The following is a 16,157-nucleotide window of genomic DNA, read 5'->3' as shown; positions in this document are numbered from 1 at the left end:
ACGAAAATAACAAGCAGCGACATTCACTTCAGACAAGGACAACCCCATGACAGACCTCAAACCCTCGCAACCGGGGGCTGTCGACGCTATTGCCTACAACCGGGCCTCTTCCGCCTTGCAGCGAGCATTTACCTTGTTGCAGCAGTGCGTCTATCCCGAGCCGGATACGCCTGAAGAAGCGCAGGTCGCACCGTTGCACGATCCTGTGTTCGACGCATTCTCGTTCTATATCTGCACGCACGACAGGGTGGTCAGCTATGCCGCCGTTGCCATGAAGACCATCGAGCATGCTGGCGACACCTTCGACATTGGCGGGCTCAGCTGCGTCATGACTGATCCCGACTATCAGGGGCAAGGCCTGGGGTTGAGGACAGTCGCCGCGGCCACCCGCTGCATGGAGCACAGCCATCTGGATATTGGCGTCTTCACCTGTGATCCACCCTTGGCGCGTTTCTATGCCCGGGCCGGCGGTTGGACGATTGCGCCGGATGTGGTCCTGACCGGCAACCGGCACGACGGGGCGTTGCGCAGCGACACGCTGGGTAAAGTCGTGCTGTTGCGGCTGTTTTCCGCGAAGGCCAGGGCGGCGGCGTCGGATTTTGCCAGCGGGGTCATCGACCTGGGCCTGCCAGACGGGCAGTTTTTATAGCAGCGGCGATGGTGGTGGGCTGGGAGTCTCGTGTACTCCATCCAGCGTATCAGCGACAGTGCCGACGCCATCGCGGGCAAGCCTCGCTCCTACCCGTTCTCTGAGCCCCGATGAACGCGAGGCTTCAGCCTTTTTCGGCTCGTCTGCTGGCGGGTCGGTGCTATCTGGGCCGGTCTCACGGGGCCCCCGTCTTTCTTGGATATCCCCTATCCGATTCGAGTACCTGGTGCTCTCAGCGTTGTCATCGCGAACAACCCCCACCCTCTGGTGAATGAAGCTTTTGTGACAAAAGTTCGGTAGCACTTCGCCAGTCCCGTCATGGATATGTGACGCGCTTGAGGGGGCCTTCTGGCCACTGTTCTGAGCCGAGGCGGGACGCCGGGAGTGAGGTTATGGGGACTATGGAACGCTACGCGAAAGTGGGCATGCAGGAGCTGGACCAGCGGTTGTCGAAGATCGTCGAAGCCGCGCGCAAGAAGCCGGTATCGGTCTATCGCTACGGTGCGCCGTGGGTCTGGATCGTTTCCCAGGATGACTGGCAGGGCGCCTTGAAGGAGGTGTCGAGCTATATCCCACCGGGCCATTCGCTGGTGTTGCTGCGCCCGCAGATCGACGCCTTGCTCGACCAGCACCGCGACATTCTCCAGGGCCTGGACAGCGAGCCCGGCATGCTCATCGCCCCACGCACGGTGATGCACATCCTGCTGTTGCAGCTGCTGTATTCGGTGCCCGGCGAGCAGCAGTTGTACGAGCAACTCAATTACAACCTGCTGTTTCGCTGGTTCGTCGGCCTGGACCTGAACCAGAAGGTCTGGAGCCTCGGCGTGCTGAGCCGCGACATCGCCACGCTGTTGAACGACGCACGGGCGGTGCTGCTGATCCAGAAAATCATCGGTGAAGTGTTCTGTGGCGCCTTGCTGCAAATGCCCGAGTTCTCGTTGAACTTCGCGCTGCTGCACAGCTGGCTGGCCAAGCACGCCACGACATCGACCTTGAGCAATTGAGGCGGCCAAACGCCGTACAGACGGCGACGGCGGTTTCGACGCGGTTCGACATTCTTGGAAATCTAGGGGGCGGTGTGGAGCATCTGTTCGATAGGGGGCGGCCGGGGCCGACCAGGCGCTGGCTGCCGGTGTGCGGCTGGCTGGCGCTGGTTGCGCTGAGCCAGCCGTTGCTGGCCGAGGAGGGCGGCCCGGTGGAAGGCGAACCGGCGCAAGGCGAAGCCGCACCCGCGCGGTTGGTGGATGTGAATGAGTACTTCGTGCGCGGCAACACCGTGCTCGATGCCCGGGCCATCGAAGAAGCGGTGTATCCCTTCCTCGGCCCGCAGAAGGCCCTGGGCGATATCGAGGGCGCCCGCGACGCCTTGCAGAAGGTCTACCAGGCCCGCGGTTACCAGTCGGTGTTCGTCGAGCTGCCGGAGCAGAAGGTCGAGGACGGCATCGTCTACCTGCAGGTCAGCGAGACCAAGGTCGGACGGGTGCGAGTGGTGGGGGCCAAGCATTATTCGCCGGTGGAAATCCGCGACGAGGTGCCGGCGCTGCAGGAAGGCCAGGTACCGGATTTCGCCAAGGTCCAGGGCCAGCTGGCGAGCCTGAACAAGACCCCCGGGCGTCAGGTCATGCCGCTGGTCCGCGAAGGCCAGCGCCCCGGCACCATGGACGTCGACTTGCAGGTGGAGGACCAGAACCCCTGGCAGGCCAGCATCGGCCTGAACAACGACTACAGCGCCGACACCAAGCACCTGCGGGCGGTCACCAGCCTCGGCTACAACAACCTCTGGCAGCTGGGCCACAGCATTTCCCTGACCTATTTCACCGCGCCCGAGGACCAGGACAACGCCAAGGTCTGGTCCGGTTCCTACACCGCACCGCTCAATGAGCGCTGGAGCCTGCAGTTCGCCGGCTACAAGTCCGACAGCAACGTCGCCACCATCGGCGGCAGCAACGTGCTGGGCAAGGGCCATTCCTACGGCTTGTCGCTGATCTACAGCCTGCCGGCCAGCGGCGCCTGGGCCAACTCGTTCTCGGTCGGGGTGGATTTCAAGGACTTCGAGGAAGAGCTGAGCCTGGGCGGTGAAAGCGACAAGGTGCCGCTCAAGTACGCGCCGTTCACCTTCGCCTACAACGGCTTCCGCTACACCGAGACCTCCCAGCTGGGCCTCGGCCTGAGCCTGGTGGCCGGCACCCGCAGCCTGTTCGGCTACAGCAGCTCGGACGAGGACTTCGACTACAAGCGCTACCGCGCCAACCCCAGCTTCGCCGTGCTCAAGGGCGATGTGAATTACACCTACACCTTCGCCAACGATTGGCAGAGCGCATCCAAGGCCGCGTTCCAGCTGGCCTCGGGGCCGCTGGTCTCCAACGAGCAGTTCTCCGCCGGCGGCGCCACCTCGGTGCGCGGCTACCTGGCGGCCGAGCGCACCAGCGACGACGGCTACCTGTTTTCCCAGGAACTGCGCACGCCGTCCCTGGCCAAGTACCTGGGCGGTTATGTCAACGAATGGCGCTTTTACGCCTTCGCCGAAGGGGCCCAGATGTACCTGCGCGACGAGCTTCCCGACCAGGAGGCCGACTACAGCCTGGCCAGCGTCGGCCTGGGCACCCGCGCCAGCTTGAGCAAATGGCTTTCCGGCAGCCTGGACTGGGGTTACCCGCTGCTTGATGGACCGAACACCCAGAAACAGGACTCGCGCGTGCACTTCAGTGTGCAGGCGACGTTTTGATCTTTCACGGAGTAACTTTCATGCAGCGCTTACTGATTTCCCTGTTGATCTGCCTGGGCTTCGTGCTCCCGGCGACGGCCCAGGCGTGGTGGCAGGACGACTGGCACTACCGCAAGCAGATCTCCATCGACACCACGCCGCAAGGCGCGGCCATCAACCAGGCCCTGGGCCGCACCGCGCTGCTGGTGCGCCTGCACACCGGCAACTTCAGCTTCGACGGGGTCAAGGAAGACGGCTCCGACCTGCGCTTCGTCAGCGCCGATGACAAGACCGTGTTCAACCACCAGATCGAAAGCTTCGACCCGCTGATGGGCATGGCCCTGGTCTGGGTCGATGTGCCGAACGTGGAGGGCGGCCAGCGCCAGGACATCTGGATGTACTACGGCAACCAGAAAGCCCCGGCCAGCGCCAATGGCCAGCTGACCTTCGATCCGAACTACATCGCCCTCTATCACTTCGACGGCGCCAACGGTACCCCGGCCAAGGACACCACGGCCTACGGCAATCACGCGCAGAACACCACCGGTGCGAGCATCGACGGGGTCATCGGCCGGGCCTTGCAGTTCAACGGCCAGCCGCTGCTGTTGCCGGCCAGCCCGTCGCTGCAACACAGCGTCGAGGGCGCCTTTACCTTCAGCGCCTGGCTGCGCCTGGACCAGGCCAGTGGCGAACAGTTGTTGCTGGCCCGGCGTGAAGGGACCAGCAGCCTGCTGATCGGGATCAACCAGGGTGTGCCTTTTGTCGAGGTCGACGGCCAACGCGCAGTGTCGACCCAGCCGCTCAATCCCGGGCAGTGGCAGCACCTGGCCCTGACCGCTCAGGGCAGCCAGCTGGCGCTGTGGGTCAATGGCCGCGAAAGTGCCCGCCTGGCGGTGGCGCTGCCGGCGTTCAATTCGCCGCTGGCCATCGGTGCCGACCTGCCGCCGGTAGCGGGGGCCGAGGCCGCTACCGAGGCCAGTGCGTTCCTGCCGTTCAACGGCGCCATCGACGAACTGCGCCTGTCCAAGGTGGCGCGTCCCGCCGGCCTGCTGTTGGCCGATGCCGCGGCCCAGGGCGCCGAGTCGAAACTGGTGGTGTACGGCGTCGATGAAGAACAGTCGGGCTTCGGTTTCGGCAGCCTGGGCTTCTTGCTCAAGGCGGTGCCGGTGGACGCCTGGGTGATCATCGCGGTGCTGGTGCTGATGATGTTCCAGTCGTGGATCATCATGATCCGCAAGAACCGCATGGTCGGCCGCGTCAGCAGTGCCAACCAGCTGTTCCGCGAGCAGTTCGCCCGGGTCGGCACTCGCCTGGAAATGTTCGCCGACGACCGCGAACTGGCCCAGCGCCTGGAGCATTCCTCGCTGTGGCGCCTGTACCAGGTGGCGGTCCAGGAGATCCGCACCCGTCGCGAGCAGGGCGCCGACACCTCGTCGGTCTCGGCGGCGACCATCGAAGCCATCCGCTGCTCCATGGACGGCGTGCGCACCCGCGAGAACCAGCAGCTCAGTTCCAAGCTCTCGACCCTGTCCAACGCCATCGCCGGCGGGCCCTACATCGGCCTGCTGGGCACGGTGCTGGGGATCATGGTGGTGTTCCTCGGCACGGCCATGGCCGGCGACGTGAACATCAACGCCATCGCCCCGGGCATGGCCGCGGCCCTGCTGGCTACCGCCATGGGCCTGTTCGTCGCGATCCCGGCGCTGTTCGGCTACAACCGGCTGATTACCCGCAACAAGGAAGTCAGCGCCGACATGCGGGTGTTCGTCGACGAGTTCATCACCCGCCTGGCCGAGCTGCATGGCGCCGGCCAGTCAAGTGAAGCCGCGCCGGCGCGTGGGCATAACGCCAACGCCAGCGTGCCGGCCTGAGGAGAAACGTCATGGCTTCTGTGAACGCCTCCCACGACGACGATGACGACGCGGCAGTGGACAGCATCAACATCACGCCCCTGGTGGACGTGCTGATGGTGGTGCTGGTGATGTTCATCCTCACCGCCACCGCCCAGGTCTCCGGGATCCAGATCAACCTGCCCAAGGCCAGCGCCTCGGTGTCGCTGTCCGAGGCCAAGACCAAGGCGATCTCGGTCAACGACGGCGGCCAGGTGTTCCTCGACGCCTACCCGGTGACCTTGCCCGAGCTGGAAGAACGCCTGCGCATGGAAAAGGCCCTGAACCCGGACTTCCCGGTGATCGTGCGCGGCGACGCCACGGTGCAGTACCAGAAGGTCATCGAGGTCCTGGACCTGCTGCGCCGGCTGGAGCTGTCCCAGGTCGGGCTGGTCACCGGCAAACCGAGCCAGGGCTGACCCCATGACCGCACAACAACCGATCCACCTGCCGCCCGTGAAGAACCGCACGGCGCCGCGCCTGCTCAAGTGGGGCGTGGGCCTGCTGCTGGGGGCCGGCGCTGCCTGGCTGCTCTGGCAGTGGGCCAACGACATGAGCGGGGTGCGCCGCGAGGCGCCCAAGGTGCCGACCATCATCCCGTTGCCGCCACCACCGCCACCGCCGCCGGAAAAACCCAAGGAGCCGGAGCCGCCGGTCGAGGAGAAGGTGCCCGAACCGGAACCGACCCCGGAGCCGGAACAGGTCAAGCCCGAGGAAGAGGCGCCGCCGTCGCCGGTGGACGATCTGGCTAACCCGATGCAGATGGATGGCGATGCCCAGGCCGGCAGCGACGCCTTCAACATCGGCGCCGGCAAGGGTGGCGGCATGGCCGGTTCCGGCGGTGGGCGCCTGGGCAACGGCACCTACAGCCAGTTCCTGGCCTTCACCTTCCAGCGCGTGCTGCGGGAAAACCCGGACCTGCGCAACCAGGCCTTTTCGCTGCAAACCGACGTCTGGCTGAGCGCCGTCGGCGAGATCACCCGGGTCGAGCTGGTCAAGTCCAGCGGCAACCCGCAAATCGACACCCTGGTGCTGGCCGCCTTGCGCGGCGCACCGCACCTGACGGAACGGCCACCGGCCTCCCTGACCCTGCCTGTACGCCTGTCCCTGCAGGGGCGGCGTCCGGGTTAACCGAACGACTGATGCAAGTTTTGCCAAAAGGAGCTGTGTGCAAATGATTTCCAACGTGAATCGATTGTCCCTGGCGATCGGCATGGTCATCGCGACCCTGGTGGGACCGGTAGCGGCCGCGCCCGCTGCGCCCTCGGAAAACGCCACGATCAATCTGATCCGTTTGCTGGTGCAGCAGGGCGTGCTGAAACAGGAGCAGGCCGACGGCCTGATCGCCCAGGCCGAGCGCGAAGCGCAGCAGGCGCGCCAGGCCAACACCGCGGTGGCGGCAGGGCCGGCGGCGACGCCGGGGGATGTGCGGGTGCAATACGTGCCGGCCATTGTCCGCGACCAGATCCGCGACCAGGTCAAGGCCGAGGTCATGGCCACCGCCAAGCAGGAAAACTGGGCCCAGCCCAACACTTTCCCGGACTGGGTATCGCGCATCAGCTTCGACGGCGACATTCGCCTGCGCGACGAGTCGCGCTACTACTCGGGCAGCAACAGCAACGAGATCGTCGACTTCGCCAAGCTCAACGACAAGGGCCCATACGACGTCAACCCCAACAGCAGCTCCAACCTGCCGCCCTTGCTCAACACCCGCGAGGACCGCGAGAACCTGTTCCGCCTGCGCGCCCGGCTGGGCATGAAGGCGCAGGTCGCCGAGGACTGGACCGCTGGCATCCGCATCGGCACCGGCTCGGACAACAACCCGGTGTCCACCACCCAGACCCTGGGCGGCGGGTTCGGCAAGAAGGACATCTGGCTCGACCAGGGCTACCTGACCTGGAAGGCCACCGACGAGCTGACCCTGACCGGCGGGCGGATCGCCAACCCGTTCTTCTCCACCGACCTGCTGTATTCCAACGACCTGAATTTCGACGGCGTGGCGGCGATCTTCAACCACAAGCTCAATCGCGACTGGGGCCTGTTCGGTACGGTCGGCGCGTTCCCGGTGGAGTACACCAACGACACCTCCACCAGCAACGGCTTCGACAAGGAAGAGAGCGACAACAAATGGCTGTACGGCGCGCAGATCGGCGCCAACTGGGCGATCAACAGCAACCACCGGCTCAAGGGCGCATTGGCCTACTACCGCTTCGACGACATCGAGGGCCAGCGCTCCAGTGCCTGCGAACCCTGGGCCGGGGCGCCGGGCTGCGACAGCGACGGCAGCCGCGTGGCCTTCATGCAGAAGGGCAACAGCGTGTTCCTGCTGCGCGACATCACGCCCAACCCGCTCAACCCGGCCGCCACCGCGCAGCCGCAGTTCGTCGGCCTGGCCTCGGAGTTCAACCTGCTGGACCTGAACCTGGTATGGGACGCCGACCTGCCGGAGAACTTCAAGCTGCGCAGCCAGGCCAACTACGTCCACAACCTGGGCTACGACGAAGGCGAGATGCGCAAGCGCTCCGCCGGCCAGATCGTCAACAACCTGGACAGCAACGGCGAGCTGGAAAGCGGCGCCAACGCCTGGATGGTGCAGTTCACCCTGGGCAACAGCCTGGAGCTGGCCAAGCAGGGCGACTGGAACCTGTTCGCCGGCTACAAGTACATCCAGCCCGATGCGCTGCCTGACGGCTTCAACGACTCCTCGTTCCACCTCGGCGGCACCAACGCCAAGGGTTACTTCCTCGGCGGCAACTACGGCCTGGCCAAGAACGTCTTCGCCACCGGCCGCTGGCTGAGCTCCGAGGCGGTGTACGGCGCGCCGTTCGACATCGATGTCTTGCAGCTTGAAATCAACACGCGCTTCTAGGGCGCAAGGGGCATTGTCATGACCAGTCTTGCGATGAAAAGCACGGCGATGAACACGCGAGCCAGGGCAGGGCGCTGCCTGTTGTTGACGCTGGGCGTGCTGCTGGCCAGCGGGGCCAGCGCCGAAGGCATGGAGGAGCGCCTGCGCACCCAGTTGCGCAGCACCACCCAGCAGTTGCAGGCCCTGCAGAGCGAACAGGCCCAGGCCAGCGCCGCCCGCGTCGCCGCCGAGAACCAGGCCAGGCAGGCGCAGGCGCAGATCAAGCAACTGACCGCCGACCTGGCCAAGGCCCGCGGCGTCGCCGAGCAACTGGCCGGCCAGCAGCAGAACCTGCACAGCCAGGCCCAGGCGCAGATGGCCGCCAGCAGCGAGCAGATCGGCAAGTTCAAGAAGGCCTATGACGAGTTGCTGGTCATGGCCCGGGCCAAAGAGGCCGAGCGGGCCCGGCTCCAGGCGCAATTGAGCGAACGTGACACACAAGTGCAGCAATGTTCGGTCAAGAATCAGCAGATGTATGGCGTGGCCAAACAGATTCTCGCGGCCTACGAAAAGATCGACGTGGCCGAGGTGATGAAAATCCGCCAGCCCTTCGCCGGCGGCGCCCGGGTCAAGTTCGAGGAACTGGCCCAGGGCTTTGGCGACGACCTGTACAAGACCCAGTTCGATGCCCCCCAGGCAGCGAGCACCCACTGAATATCAGGGAAGAATCGAGCATGACTGAACCAACCCAACTGATCGCCAGCGTCACCCCGCAGAGCCTCACCGAACTGCTGCAAGGTGCCGGCTACCGGGTCAACCAGACCGACCAGAACGGCATCGTGCAACTGCTCAGCGCCAGCCAGGGCATCGGCTATGCCGTGCGCTTCGGCAACGCGGCCGGTGCCGGACAGGGTCGCTATGTGGACTTCACCTTCAGCTGCGCGCTGCGGGTCCAGGGCGAGTTGCCGGCGGGCCTGGCCGAACTGTGGAACGCCTCGCGACGCTTTGCCCGGCTCTCGGTGCAGGGCGAGTTCCTGGTGATGGAAATGGACGTGGTGGTGGCCGGGGTCAGCCACGATCACCTGCGCAGCCAGCTGGAACTCTGGGATCGGCTGTTGCAGGAATTCATCGTTTACCTGCGCGACTACAGCCAGCACGCCGCACGCCTGCAGGCCCAGGCCGATGCGCCTGAAACAACGCCCGAGGCCGCCGAGGTGCCTGCGCAGTGAAGAAGCCAAGCCTGATGGTCGGTGTCGGAGCCCTGGCCCTGGTGGCGCTGGCGGTATGGCTGGGCGTGCGCCCGGGCAGCGATCCGGTGGCGGCGCAACAGTCCAGGCCGATGGCCGCCAGCCCGGTCGACGACGGCCCGGCGGTGGCGCGCCTGGGTAACCAGCGGGTGGCGCCGGAGGAGCTCAAGGCACTGTTCGCGGCGTTGCCCGAGCCGTCCCGCGAGCAGCTGCGGGGCAATCGCCCGGCCCTGGAAAACTGGATTCGCACCCGCCTGGCGGAAAAGGCTGTGCTCGAACAGGCCGATGCCCAGGGCTGGCGCCAGCGTCCGGACGTGGCCTTGCAGACCCGGGTGGCCACCGAGCAGATCGTCTTTCGTGACTACCTGCGTTCGGTCAGCCAGGTGCCGGCCGGTTACCCGAGCGAGGCCGAGTTGCAGCAGGCCTACGACGCGGGCAAGGCGCAGTGGCAGACCCCGGCCTTGTACCGGGTCAGCCAGATCTTCCTCGCGGTGAGTGACCCGCAGGCGCTGGAAGCAACGCGCAAGCAGGCCCAGGAACTGAGCAAGAAGGCCCAGGCCGCCCCCGGCGACTTCGCCGCCCTGGCCAGCCAGTATTCCCAGGAACCCGACAGCGCCCGGCGCGGCGGCGACTCGGGTTTACAGCCGTTGCAGCAGTTGGTGCCCGAGGTCCGCGGCGCGGTGGCGCGCCTGAAGGTCGGCGCGGTGTCCGATGCGGTGCAGAGCGCGGCGGGTTTTCATGTGCTCAAGCTGACCGAGCAGCAACCGGCCCGCACCGCGACCCTGGACGAGTTGCGCGAACGCCTGACCCAGGCCCTGCGAGCGCAGCGCCAGGAGCAGATCGCCAAGGCCTACCTGGAAGGCATGCTCGACACCGCGACCCTGAGTATCGACGGCGCGCAGTTGAACAAGGTGCTGGAGGAGAAACTGTAAGTAGGGCGGTGTGGCCGATATCGCTATCGCGAGCAATCGAGCGTCGACCGGCTGCTCCTACACAAGCAACGCAATCCCCCTGTAGGAGCGAAGCTTGCTCGCGATGGACGGCGTAGCCGTCCGACCTGCTATGAACAATGTGCAATGGATGCCATCACCCACACGACAGGGAGTCACCCATGTCCTTTCTGGAACCCGTCCCGATCTCGGGCATCACACCCTACATCGCTCCGGCCGAACCCCGGGAAGCCTGGCTGGCCCTGGCCGCCGGGATCGAGCCGGAGCTGGCCCAGTATTTCCTGGTCACCGCCCGTTGCGGCTGCTTCATGCAGGCGGCGCGCAGCCTGAACATCAAGTCGACGCTGCTGCGCAAACAGCTGGCGCACCTGGAGGCACAGTTGCGTCGCTCCTTGTTCAGCTTCCAGGGCAGCGCCCTGAGCCTCAGCCGCGAAGGCCAGCAACTCAAGGCGCAACTGATCGCCCTGGCTCACGAACGCACGCTGCCGGTGCTCGAACAGCCGCTGCTGCGCCTGGCGGTGGCCGAGTCGATCCTGCATGACATCCTCGGCCGCGACCTGATTTCCCTGTTGCGGCGCAACGCCAGCGTGCGCCTGGAGATCATCTCCATCGACAGCGAGCTGTCGCTGCGGGCCCTCAGCGCCGACGTGGTGGTGTGGCTGGGCGGGGTGGATTCGCCGGCACCGGGGCCGAGTTTCGTCACCAGTCCGCCGCAGCCGCTGGTGCGCCTGGACTACCTGCCGCATATCGCCAAGCGTTACTCGCGGGTCGCGGCGCGCCCCGACAGCCTCGACGACCTGGCCGACTACATGCTGGTGCAGTGGCAGCAGGATCGTCAGGTCGAGCCGCTGCGACCGTGGAACCAGTTGGTGGAGCAGCGCCTGGCGGGGGTGGTGCAGGTGCATTCCTACGCGCTGATGCTGGAGATGATCCGCTGCAGCGCCTGCATCGGCCTGCTGCCCCATTACATGAGCCGCTTCGACCGCGGCCTGACAGCACTGCCCGGGCTGTTCGACGAGGCCATGCCGCGTCAGGTATGGATGGCGGTGAATGCCGAAGTGGAGCACGACGCCGAGGTGCGGATGCTGGTGGAGCTGATCCTGAACACCTTCAATGAGCGCAGCGAATGGTTTGAATAGCCGCCGGCACGCTGCTGCTTCGCCCTGCTTCTGTAGGAGCGAAGCTTGCTCGCGAAACAATCTCAAGGACGACGCAAGACCTACTGGCCTAATCGCCAGCAAGCTGGCTCCTGCAGGAGGGCGGTTGTACCGGAGAAGGCGCCTGCAACACGCTCCCTCTCGCCACCCGTGCCACTGGCGCTCTACACTCGACAGCCCTACTGCATAAACCAAGGAAGACTTTATGCCCGCCGAGACCCCCACCATCGTCATCGAACGTTTCAGCGAAGCCCATGTGCAGGGCATCACCGCGCTGTACAACGACCCTGCGGTCGCCTGTCAGACCCTGCAAATGCCGTTTCAACCTTCCGAGGTCTGGCGTAATCGCCTGGCGCCGAACAACGAACGGCTGGTATCGCTGGTGGCGCTGCACCAGGGCGCGGTGATCGGCAGTTGCAGCATCGAGCAGTACTCGCGTATCCGCCGCGCCCACTGCGGCGGTGTCGGCATGGGCGTGGCGGTGGAATGGCAGGGCCAGGGCGTCGGCAGCCGCTTGTTGGCGGCGGTGCTGGACGTGGCGGACAACTGGATGAACCTGCATCGGGTAGAACTGACGGTGTTCGCCGACAACGAAGCCGCCCTGGGCCTGTACCGCAAGTTCGGCTTCGAGCGCGAAGGTCTGCTGCGTGATTACGCGGTGCGCGACGGTCAGTACGTCGACGTCCTGAGCATGGCGCGCCTGCGCCGCACGCCCCAGGCCTGATTCGCCCCTGTAGCCGCTGCCGAGCGCCAGCGAGGCTGCGATCGCCCGGAACGGGCGCGGCGGACTTCAGATCGCTGAGGTCCTTCGGACCTATCGCAGCCTCGCTGGAGCTCGGCAGCGGCTACAGGTTTGCGGTGGCCAATGATCCACGATCTGGCGCTACGCCCCTCTATCCAAGGCAAACGCCACCGCTGCCCGCGCATGCAGCACGGTGGTGTCCAGCAGGGGCAGGGGGCTGTGTTCCGGTTTGAGCAGCAGGCCGATCTCGGTGCAGCCGAGGATGATGGCCTGGGCGCCGCGGTCCATCAGGGCCCGGATCACCTGCTGGTAGCGCTGGCGCGAGGTCTCGCTGATGACGCCCACGCACAACTCATCGTAGATGATCCGGTGCACGGCCTGGCGGTCCACGGCGTCCGGCACCAGCACCTTGAGGCCGCGATCGACCAGGCGCTGCTTGAGAAAATCCTGTTCCATGGTGAAGGCCGTGCCCAGCAGGCCCACGCTGAGGGTTCCAGCCTCGAGCGCGGCTTCGGCGGTCGGGTCGGCGATGTGCAGGAAGGGCACCGACAGCACGGCCTGAATCTGCTCGGCGACCTTGTGCATGGTGTTGGTACAGAGCACCACGCACTCGGCGCCACCGGCCTCCAGGCGGCGCGCCGCATCCACCAGGATCTCTGCCGCGAGGTCCCAGCGCCCGGCGTGCTGGGCCTGTTCGACAGGCCCGAAGTCGACGCTGTACATTAGCAGCCGCGCCGAACGCAGCGGGCCGAGACGGTCCCGTACCTGCTGGTTGATAAGGCGGTAATACTCGGCGCTGGACTCCCAGCTCATGCCGCCGATAAGGCCGATGGTGCGCATACACAGCTCCTGTTGCTGACCAACCTGAATGCCGAGAGTGTCCCGTGGCACAGCCCCGCGATCTATCAAGAAATTTCATATGCCCGGCGCACTGAGCGACAAGGCCCAGGGTTACGAGTTGCCGCGTCGCGAACTGTTGGGCGGCACGCTCGACCTGCAATTGCTGCCGCGCGCGGCCTACAGTGCGCGCGATCCGTTGCAGTGGCAAAGCCTCGGCGTGAGCCTGGAGCGCCAGCGGGGCGTGCATGCCATCGGCAGCGACCGGCGCGAGGATTTCGACAGCTGGCCGGGAACCCTGGCCTTGACCCCGGCCGGGGTCGAGGTGTTTTCCGAGTCGCCCCACGGCGGTGAATACCTGCTGCTGCGCTGGCTGGCCGAACCACAGGGCCTGGGTATCGCCAGCGGTTCGCGGCGCCTGCAACTGCCAGGACATGCAAAGGCCCTGGCGCTGGGACGGCAGGCGCGGCGGCTGTTGCTGGACCCCAACCAGGATCAACTGGCTCTGGAACAATGCGCCTTGCAGTTCGCCGGCCTGGCCGTCCTCGACAAACCACCGACCAAAGCTGTCAGGCGCACCGAGTTCAGCCGGGTGCTGACGCTGATCGACCAGCAGTTCGCCGAGCCCCTGTCACTCTCTGAACTGGCGGCCTGCAGCGGGCGCAACGAACTGCGGTTCCTGCGCGACTTCACCCGCGCCATCGGCATGACGCCCCATGCCTGGCTGGTCGAAGTGCGGGTGCAGGCGGCGCGCCGGCTGATCGAGCACAGCGACCTGTCGCTCGCCGCCATCGCCCTGGAAACCGGCTTCGCCCATCAGTCCCATATGGGCAGCGCCTTTCGCAAGATCCTCGGCCTGACCCCCAGCCAGTACCGCGCCCTCCGCGGCGGACGTGGCTGAGGGCGAGCGCGCGTTCACCGTTCGGCAGCCGTACCGCCAGGGTTCGGCTTTTAGTCATACGACGCGGTCGTGCATCTGCCATGATCGAGTTCCGCAATCGCGGTTCCTCGAAGAGGCATGAACATGGACGACGTACAGCAACTGGGCGAGATGCTTCGCCACTACGCCGAAAGCGAAGCCCACAAGAAACAGCTGTTCGAAAGCCAGTCGGTGGTCTGGACGAACCGTATCAATGAGCTGTTCGACCATATCCAGCAGTGGCTGGCGCCGGTGCTGATGCCGGACCTGCTGGCCTTGACTCGCGAACCCTACGTGGCCTTCAGCCCCAGCGTCCCGGTGGAAACCTCGACCTTCAAGACCGAGAAACTGACCATCGTCATCGCCGGCAAACCGGTGGAGTTCGTGCCCGATGTGATGGGCGCCGCCGGGCAGATTTCCCTGGCGGTGATGGGCCTGACCGCCGCGCGTTACGGCAGCGTGTCCCTGGTGGGCCTGCCCGACGGCAGCTGGCAATGGCGCAAGGCCAATGGCCTGAAGGAACCCGACGTCTTTACCTTCGACGGCAACTTCCTGGCGTCGCAGCTGCAGGTGCTGATTCCCCGGGAGCGTGGGTGAGGTCAGGGATCAGGGCTGCGGAGCTGGCAGCACCTTGAGTTGATAGATCCTCTGCGCTTTCTGCCCTGGGCATTGAGTCCCGTAGCTACTGGCATACGCGTTGATGGTATAGGTGCCCGGCGTCAGCGGTTTGCCAGTGATCAGCACGTAATGGGTTCTTTTCTGGTAACTCAGTTCCAACCCCTCGGGCAACGGGTAGTCGGGGTGGATATAAAAACCGGTCAGCGGCGTATCGGCGCCCACCACCTCCAGCTTGACGCTGAACGGCTGGCCGGCGACGGCACTGGGCAGTGTCTCTGGCTGCATTGTGAGATCCGGACGGGTATAGCAGCCGGGAACAAATCCCAGCCCACAACCGCTGAGCATGAGTGAAAGAGCAATAGCGGAAATCAGTGCGCGCTTCATGGGAGTTTCCTGGGGGCCGTTCAAGGGATCTTGCTGAACACAAGGCCGCCGTATATGTATTTGAGAATGGTCTGCAGGGTCGATCCCGCTGGGATCTGATGCAACAACTCACCCCAGGAAAAGATCCTCGAGGAACTGATGGTGTCACTCGGTGCAGTGGCCGGGGTGATGGGGCCGGATAAGGTTTTTGCCGGTTGCTCCCAGGTAACCCAGTGGTTTTTCATTTGCCCTGCATTGGCTGCCAGCATCCCCGCGCCGATAAGGGTCGCGACATGAGTACCGGGGCGAATGTACTGGAACAGTTCGCTCAACTGATTCTGGTTTATATGGGACGAGAACTGGGTGTTGTCGAAAAGGATCTCGGCTCCTGCTTGCTTGAACCATTTTCTGAGCCCCGCGGGCAGGGTGATCCCAGAGAACATGTCATCTGGTTCGTCATAGGCGAACAATATGTTTTCACTGTCACGCAAGCTGGCCAGGGTGATCCAGTCGATAGCCCAGATGCGGTCACCTTCTGCACCGTGACTGAAGTTTTTTGGATTGCAGGCGCCGTGGCTCGGCTTGATGTGCAACTGCCCGATGGTCGTTTCACCGGTTTCCCAGAGCTCGGTGATGGCTTTTGCGTACAGGTCGGGGCGATCCATCAACAAGGCATAGAAGAAGGTGGCCGGACCGCAGAGGCTGGTCTCTTTCTGGTCGGGGTCAGCGCTGCTACAGCTGGCGCGCCAGTCAGCGCTGCGGCCTGCGGGGCAGAAGGCGCGGGAGGCAGCAGGGCGGCCACGACGGCAGCTGTGTTCGGCATCGCCGACACCGCGCTGACGGGCGCCGCTGTAACGGTATCGCCAATGATCACACTGCCCGAACCGCCGACGATAATGCTGCCGTGGTCACCGGTACTGCTCTGTACCGCGGCATTGCGGCCATTGATGAAGACGGTTGCCGACACCCCACCGACGATCGCCGCACCGCAGGCGCTCTGGTCGTTGTGCCGGGCCGCGGCCAGGCCGTCGAAAAGAACATCGGGGGAGCCGCTGACGATGGGGTTGGTGCCGTGGCCCGGCATCGGGCAGGAAGTCGGGTCGGTTACCCGCGCGGCCGGTTTTCCGCTCATTCTAGAAACGTCCGTGTTTGTTCAGCGGCGAAGACTAAGCGAAACACCCGCCGTTGGCCAATCGGGCTCCGTTGCAGTTACAGCGGCGGTCAGGCTGCGAGG

At 65.2% G+C, this 16,157-nt stretch carries 18 protein-coding genes; 14 read left to right on the top strand and 4 right to left on the bottom strand.

Going from position 1 to position 16,157, the window contains the following annotated elements; genetic code table 11:
- The first annotated feature begins 46 nt into the window (after window positions 1–46).
- The 12 genes from NRG23_RS05105 (at window position 47) to NRG23_RS05050 (ending at window position 12,168) form a co-directional block, all read left to right on the top strand.
- A complete protein-coding gene (locus tag NRG23_RS05105; RefSeq protein WP_257373883.1) occupies window positions 47–649 on the top strand; it encodes a GNAT family N-acetyltransferase in 603 nt (200 codons plus the stop codon).
- A gap of 392 nt (window positions 650–1,041) precedes the next feature.
- Window positions 1,042–1,653: a transposase gene (locus NRG23_RS05100; RefSeq protein ID WP_172666944.1), complete on the top strand. Its 612-nt coding sequence runs from the start codon at window positions 1,042–1,044 to the stop codon at window positions 1,651–1,653.
- A 74-nt stretch (window positions 1,654–1,727) separates the two neighbouring features.
- Window positions 1,728–3,374 carry a ShlB/FhaC/HecB family hemolysin secretion/activation protein gene (locus NRG23_RS05095; protein ID WP_241191519.1) on the top strand — a complete coding sequence of 549 codons (1,647 nt, stop codon included), beginning with the start codon at window positions 1,728–1,730 and terminating at the stop codon, window positions 3,372–3,374.
- A gap of 20 nt (window positions 3,375–3,394) precedes the next feature.
- Entirely contained in the window at window positions 3,395–5,224 is a 1,830-nt protein-coding gene (locus tag NRG23_RS05090) for a DUF2341 domain-containing protein (RefSeq protein WP_257373882.1), read from the top strand.
- Window positions 5,225–5,235: 11 nt separating this feature from the next.
- Complete coding sequence (locus NRG23_RS05085) at window positions 5,236–5,661, top strand: biopolymer transporter ExbD (RefSeq protein ID WP_009048781.1); 426 nt, start codon at window positions 5,236–5,238, stop codon at window positions 5,659–5,661.
- Between the two features lie 4 nt (window positions 5,662–5,665).
- On the top strand, window positions 5,666–6,373 hold the full coding sequence (locus NRG23_RS05080; protein ID WP_016704718.1) for a TonB C-terminal domain-containing protein: 708 nt from the start codon (window positions 5,666–5,668) through the stop codon (window positions 6,371–6,373).
- A gap of 43 nt (window positions 6,374–6,416) precedes the next feature.
- A complete protein-coding gene (locus NRG23_RS05075) occupies window positions 6,417–8,111 on the top strand; it encodes a putative porin (protein WP_016704719.1) in 1,695 nt (564 codons plus the stop codon).
- A 48-nt stretch (window positions 8,112–8,159) separates the two neighbouring features.
- The gene (locus NRG23_RS05070; RefSeq protein WP_038636573.1) at window positions 8,160–8,804 is read left to right on the top strand and encodes a hypothetical protein; all 645 of its coding nucleotides are present in this window, start codon (window positions 8,160–8,162) and stop codon (window positions 8,802–8,804) included.
- A 20-nt stretch (window positions 8,805–8,824) separates the two neighbouring features.
- Window positions 8,825–9,319 carry a YbjN domain-containing protein gene (locus NRG23_RS05065; protein WP_257373881.1) on the top strand — a complete coding sequence of 165 codons (495 nt, stop codon included), beginning with the start codon at window positions 8,825–8,827 and terminating at the stop codon, window positions 9,317–9,319.
- Window positions 9,316–10,269, top strand: coding sequence for a peptidylprolyl isomerase (locus tag NRG23_RS05060; RefSeq protein WP_041984108.1), 954 nt, complete (start codon window positions 9,316–9,318; stop codon window positions 10,267–10,269). The genes NRG23_RS05065 and NRG23_RS05060 overlap by 4 nt, the downstream gene beginning before the upstream one ends.
- A gap of 179 nt (window positions 10,270–10,448) precedes the next feature.
- Window positions 10,449–11,426 carry a LysR family transcriptional regulator gene (locus tag NRG23_RS05055; RefSeq protein ID WP_257373880.1) on the top strand — a complete coding sequence of 326 codons (978 nt, stop codon included), beginning with the start codon at window positions 10,449–10,451 and terminating at the stop codon, window positions 11,424–11,426.
- A 223-nt stretch (window positions 11,427–11,649) separates the two neighbouring features.
- Window positions 11,650–12,168, top strand: coding sequence for a GNAT family N-acetyltransferase (locus NRG23_RS05050; protein WP_016704724.1), 519 nt, complete (start codon window positions 11,650–11,652; stop codon window positions 12,166–12,168).
- A gap of 159 nt (window positions 12,169–12,327) precedes the next feature.
- On the opposite strand, the gene NRG23_RS05045 is transcribed toward NRG23_RS05050, so the two are convergent.
- Complete coding sequence (locus NRG23_RS05045; protein WP_257373879.1) at window positions 12,328–13,026, bottom strand: aspartate/glutamate racemase family protein; 699 nt, start codon at window positions 13,024–13,026, stop codon at window positions 12,328–12,330.
- 79 nt (window positions 13,027–13,105) lie between these two features.
- Here NRG23_RS05045 and NRG23_RS05040 point away from each other — a divergent pair, with 79 nt between their 5' ends.
- Both NRG23_RS05040 and NRG23_RS05035 read left to right on the top strand, forming a co-directional pair.
- The gene (locus NRG23_RS05040; RefSeq protein WP_257373878.1) at window positions 13,106–13,924 is read left to right on the top strand and encodes a helix-turn-helix domain-containing protein; all 819 of its coding nucleotides are present in this window, start codon (window positions 13,106–13,108) and stop codon (window positions 13,922–13,924) included.
- Window positions 13,925–14,047: 123 nt separating this feature from the next.
- Complete coding sequence (locus NRG23_RS05035; RefSeq protein ID WP_177411719.1) at window positions 14,048–14,539, top strand: hypothetical protein; 492 nt, start codon at window positions 14,048–14,050, stop codon at window positions 14,537–14,539.
- A gap of 9 nt (window positions 14,540–14,548) precedes the next feature.
- Here NRG23_RS05035 and NRG23_RS05030 read toward each other — a convergent pair whose 3' ends face one another.
- The 3 genes from NRG23_RS05030 to NRG23_RS05020 are packed head-to-tail and all read right to left on the bottom strand — an operon-like array spanning window position 14,549 to window position 16,055.
- Window positions 14,549–14,944 (bottom strand): hypothetical protein, encoded by a 396-nt coding sequence (locus NRG23_RS05030; RefSeq protein ID WP_110176006.1) that lies wholly within the window; start codon window positions 14,942–14,944, stop codon window positions 14,549–14,551.
- 20 nt (window positions 14,945–14,964) lie between these two features.
- A complete protein-coding gene (locus NRG23_RS05025) occupies window positions 14,965–15,588 on the bottom strand; it encodes a hypothetical protein (protein ID WP_172666943.1) in 624 nt (207 codons plus the stop codon).
- The gene (locus NRG23_RS05020; RefSeq protein WP_257373877.1) at window positions 15,588–16,055 is read right to left on the bottom strand and encodes a PAAR domain-containing protein; all 468 of its coding nucleotides are present in this window, start codon (window positions 16,053–16,055) and stop codon (window positions 15,588–15,590) included. Before NRG23_RS05020 ends, NRG23_RS05025 begins: the two co-directional genes overlap by 1 nt.
- Window positions 16,056–16,157: the final 102 nt, after the last annotated feature.

The organism is Pseudomonas sp. T8 (genome assembly GCF_024610635.1).
In the GTDB taxonomy this organism is placed as follows: Bacteria; Pseudomonadota; Gammaproteobacteria; order Pseudomonadales; family Pseudomonadaceae; genus Aquipseudomonas; species Aquipseudomonas chlororaphis_I.
Note: the sequence above shows the minus strand (reverse complement) of the source record. Positions and strands in the feature narration are given on the sequence as shown.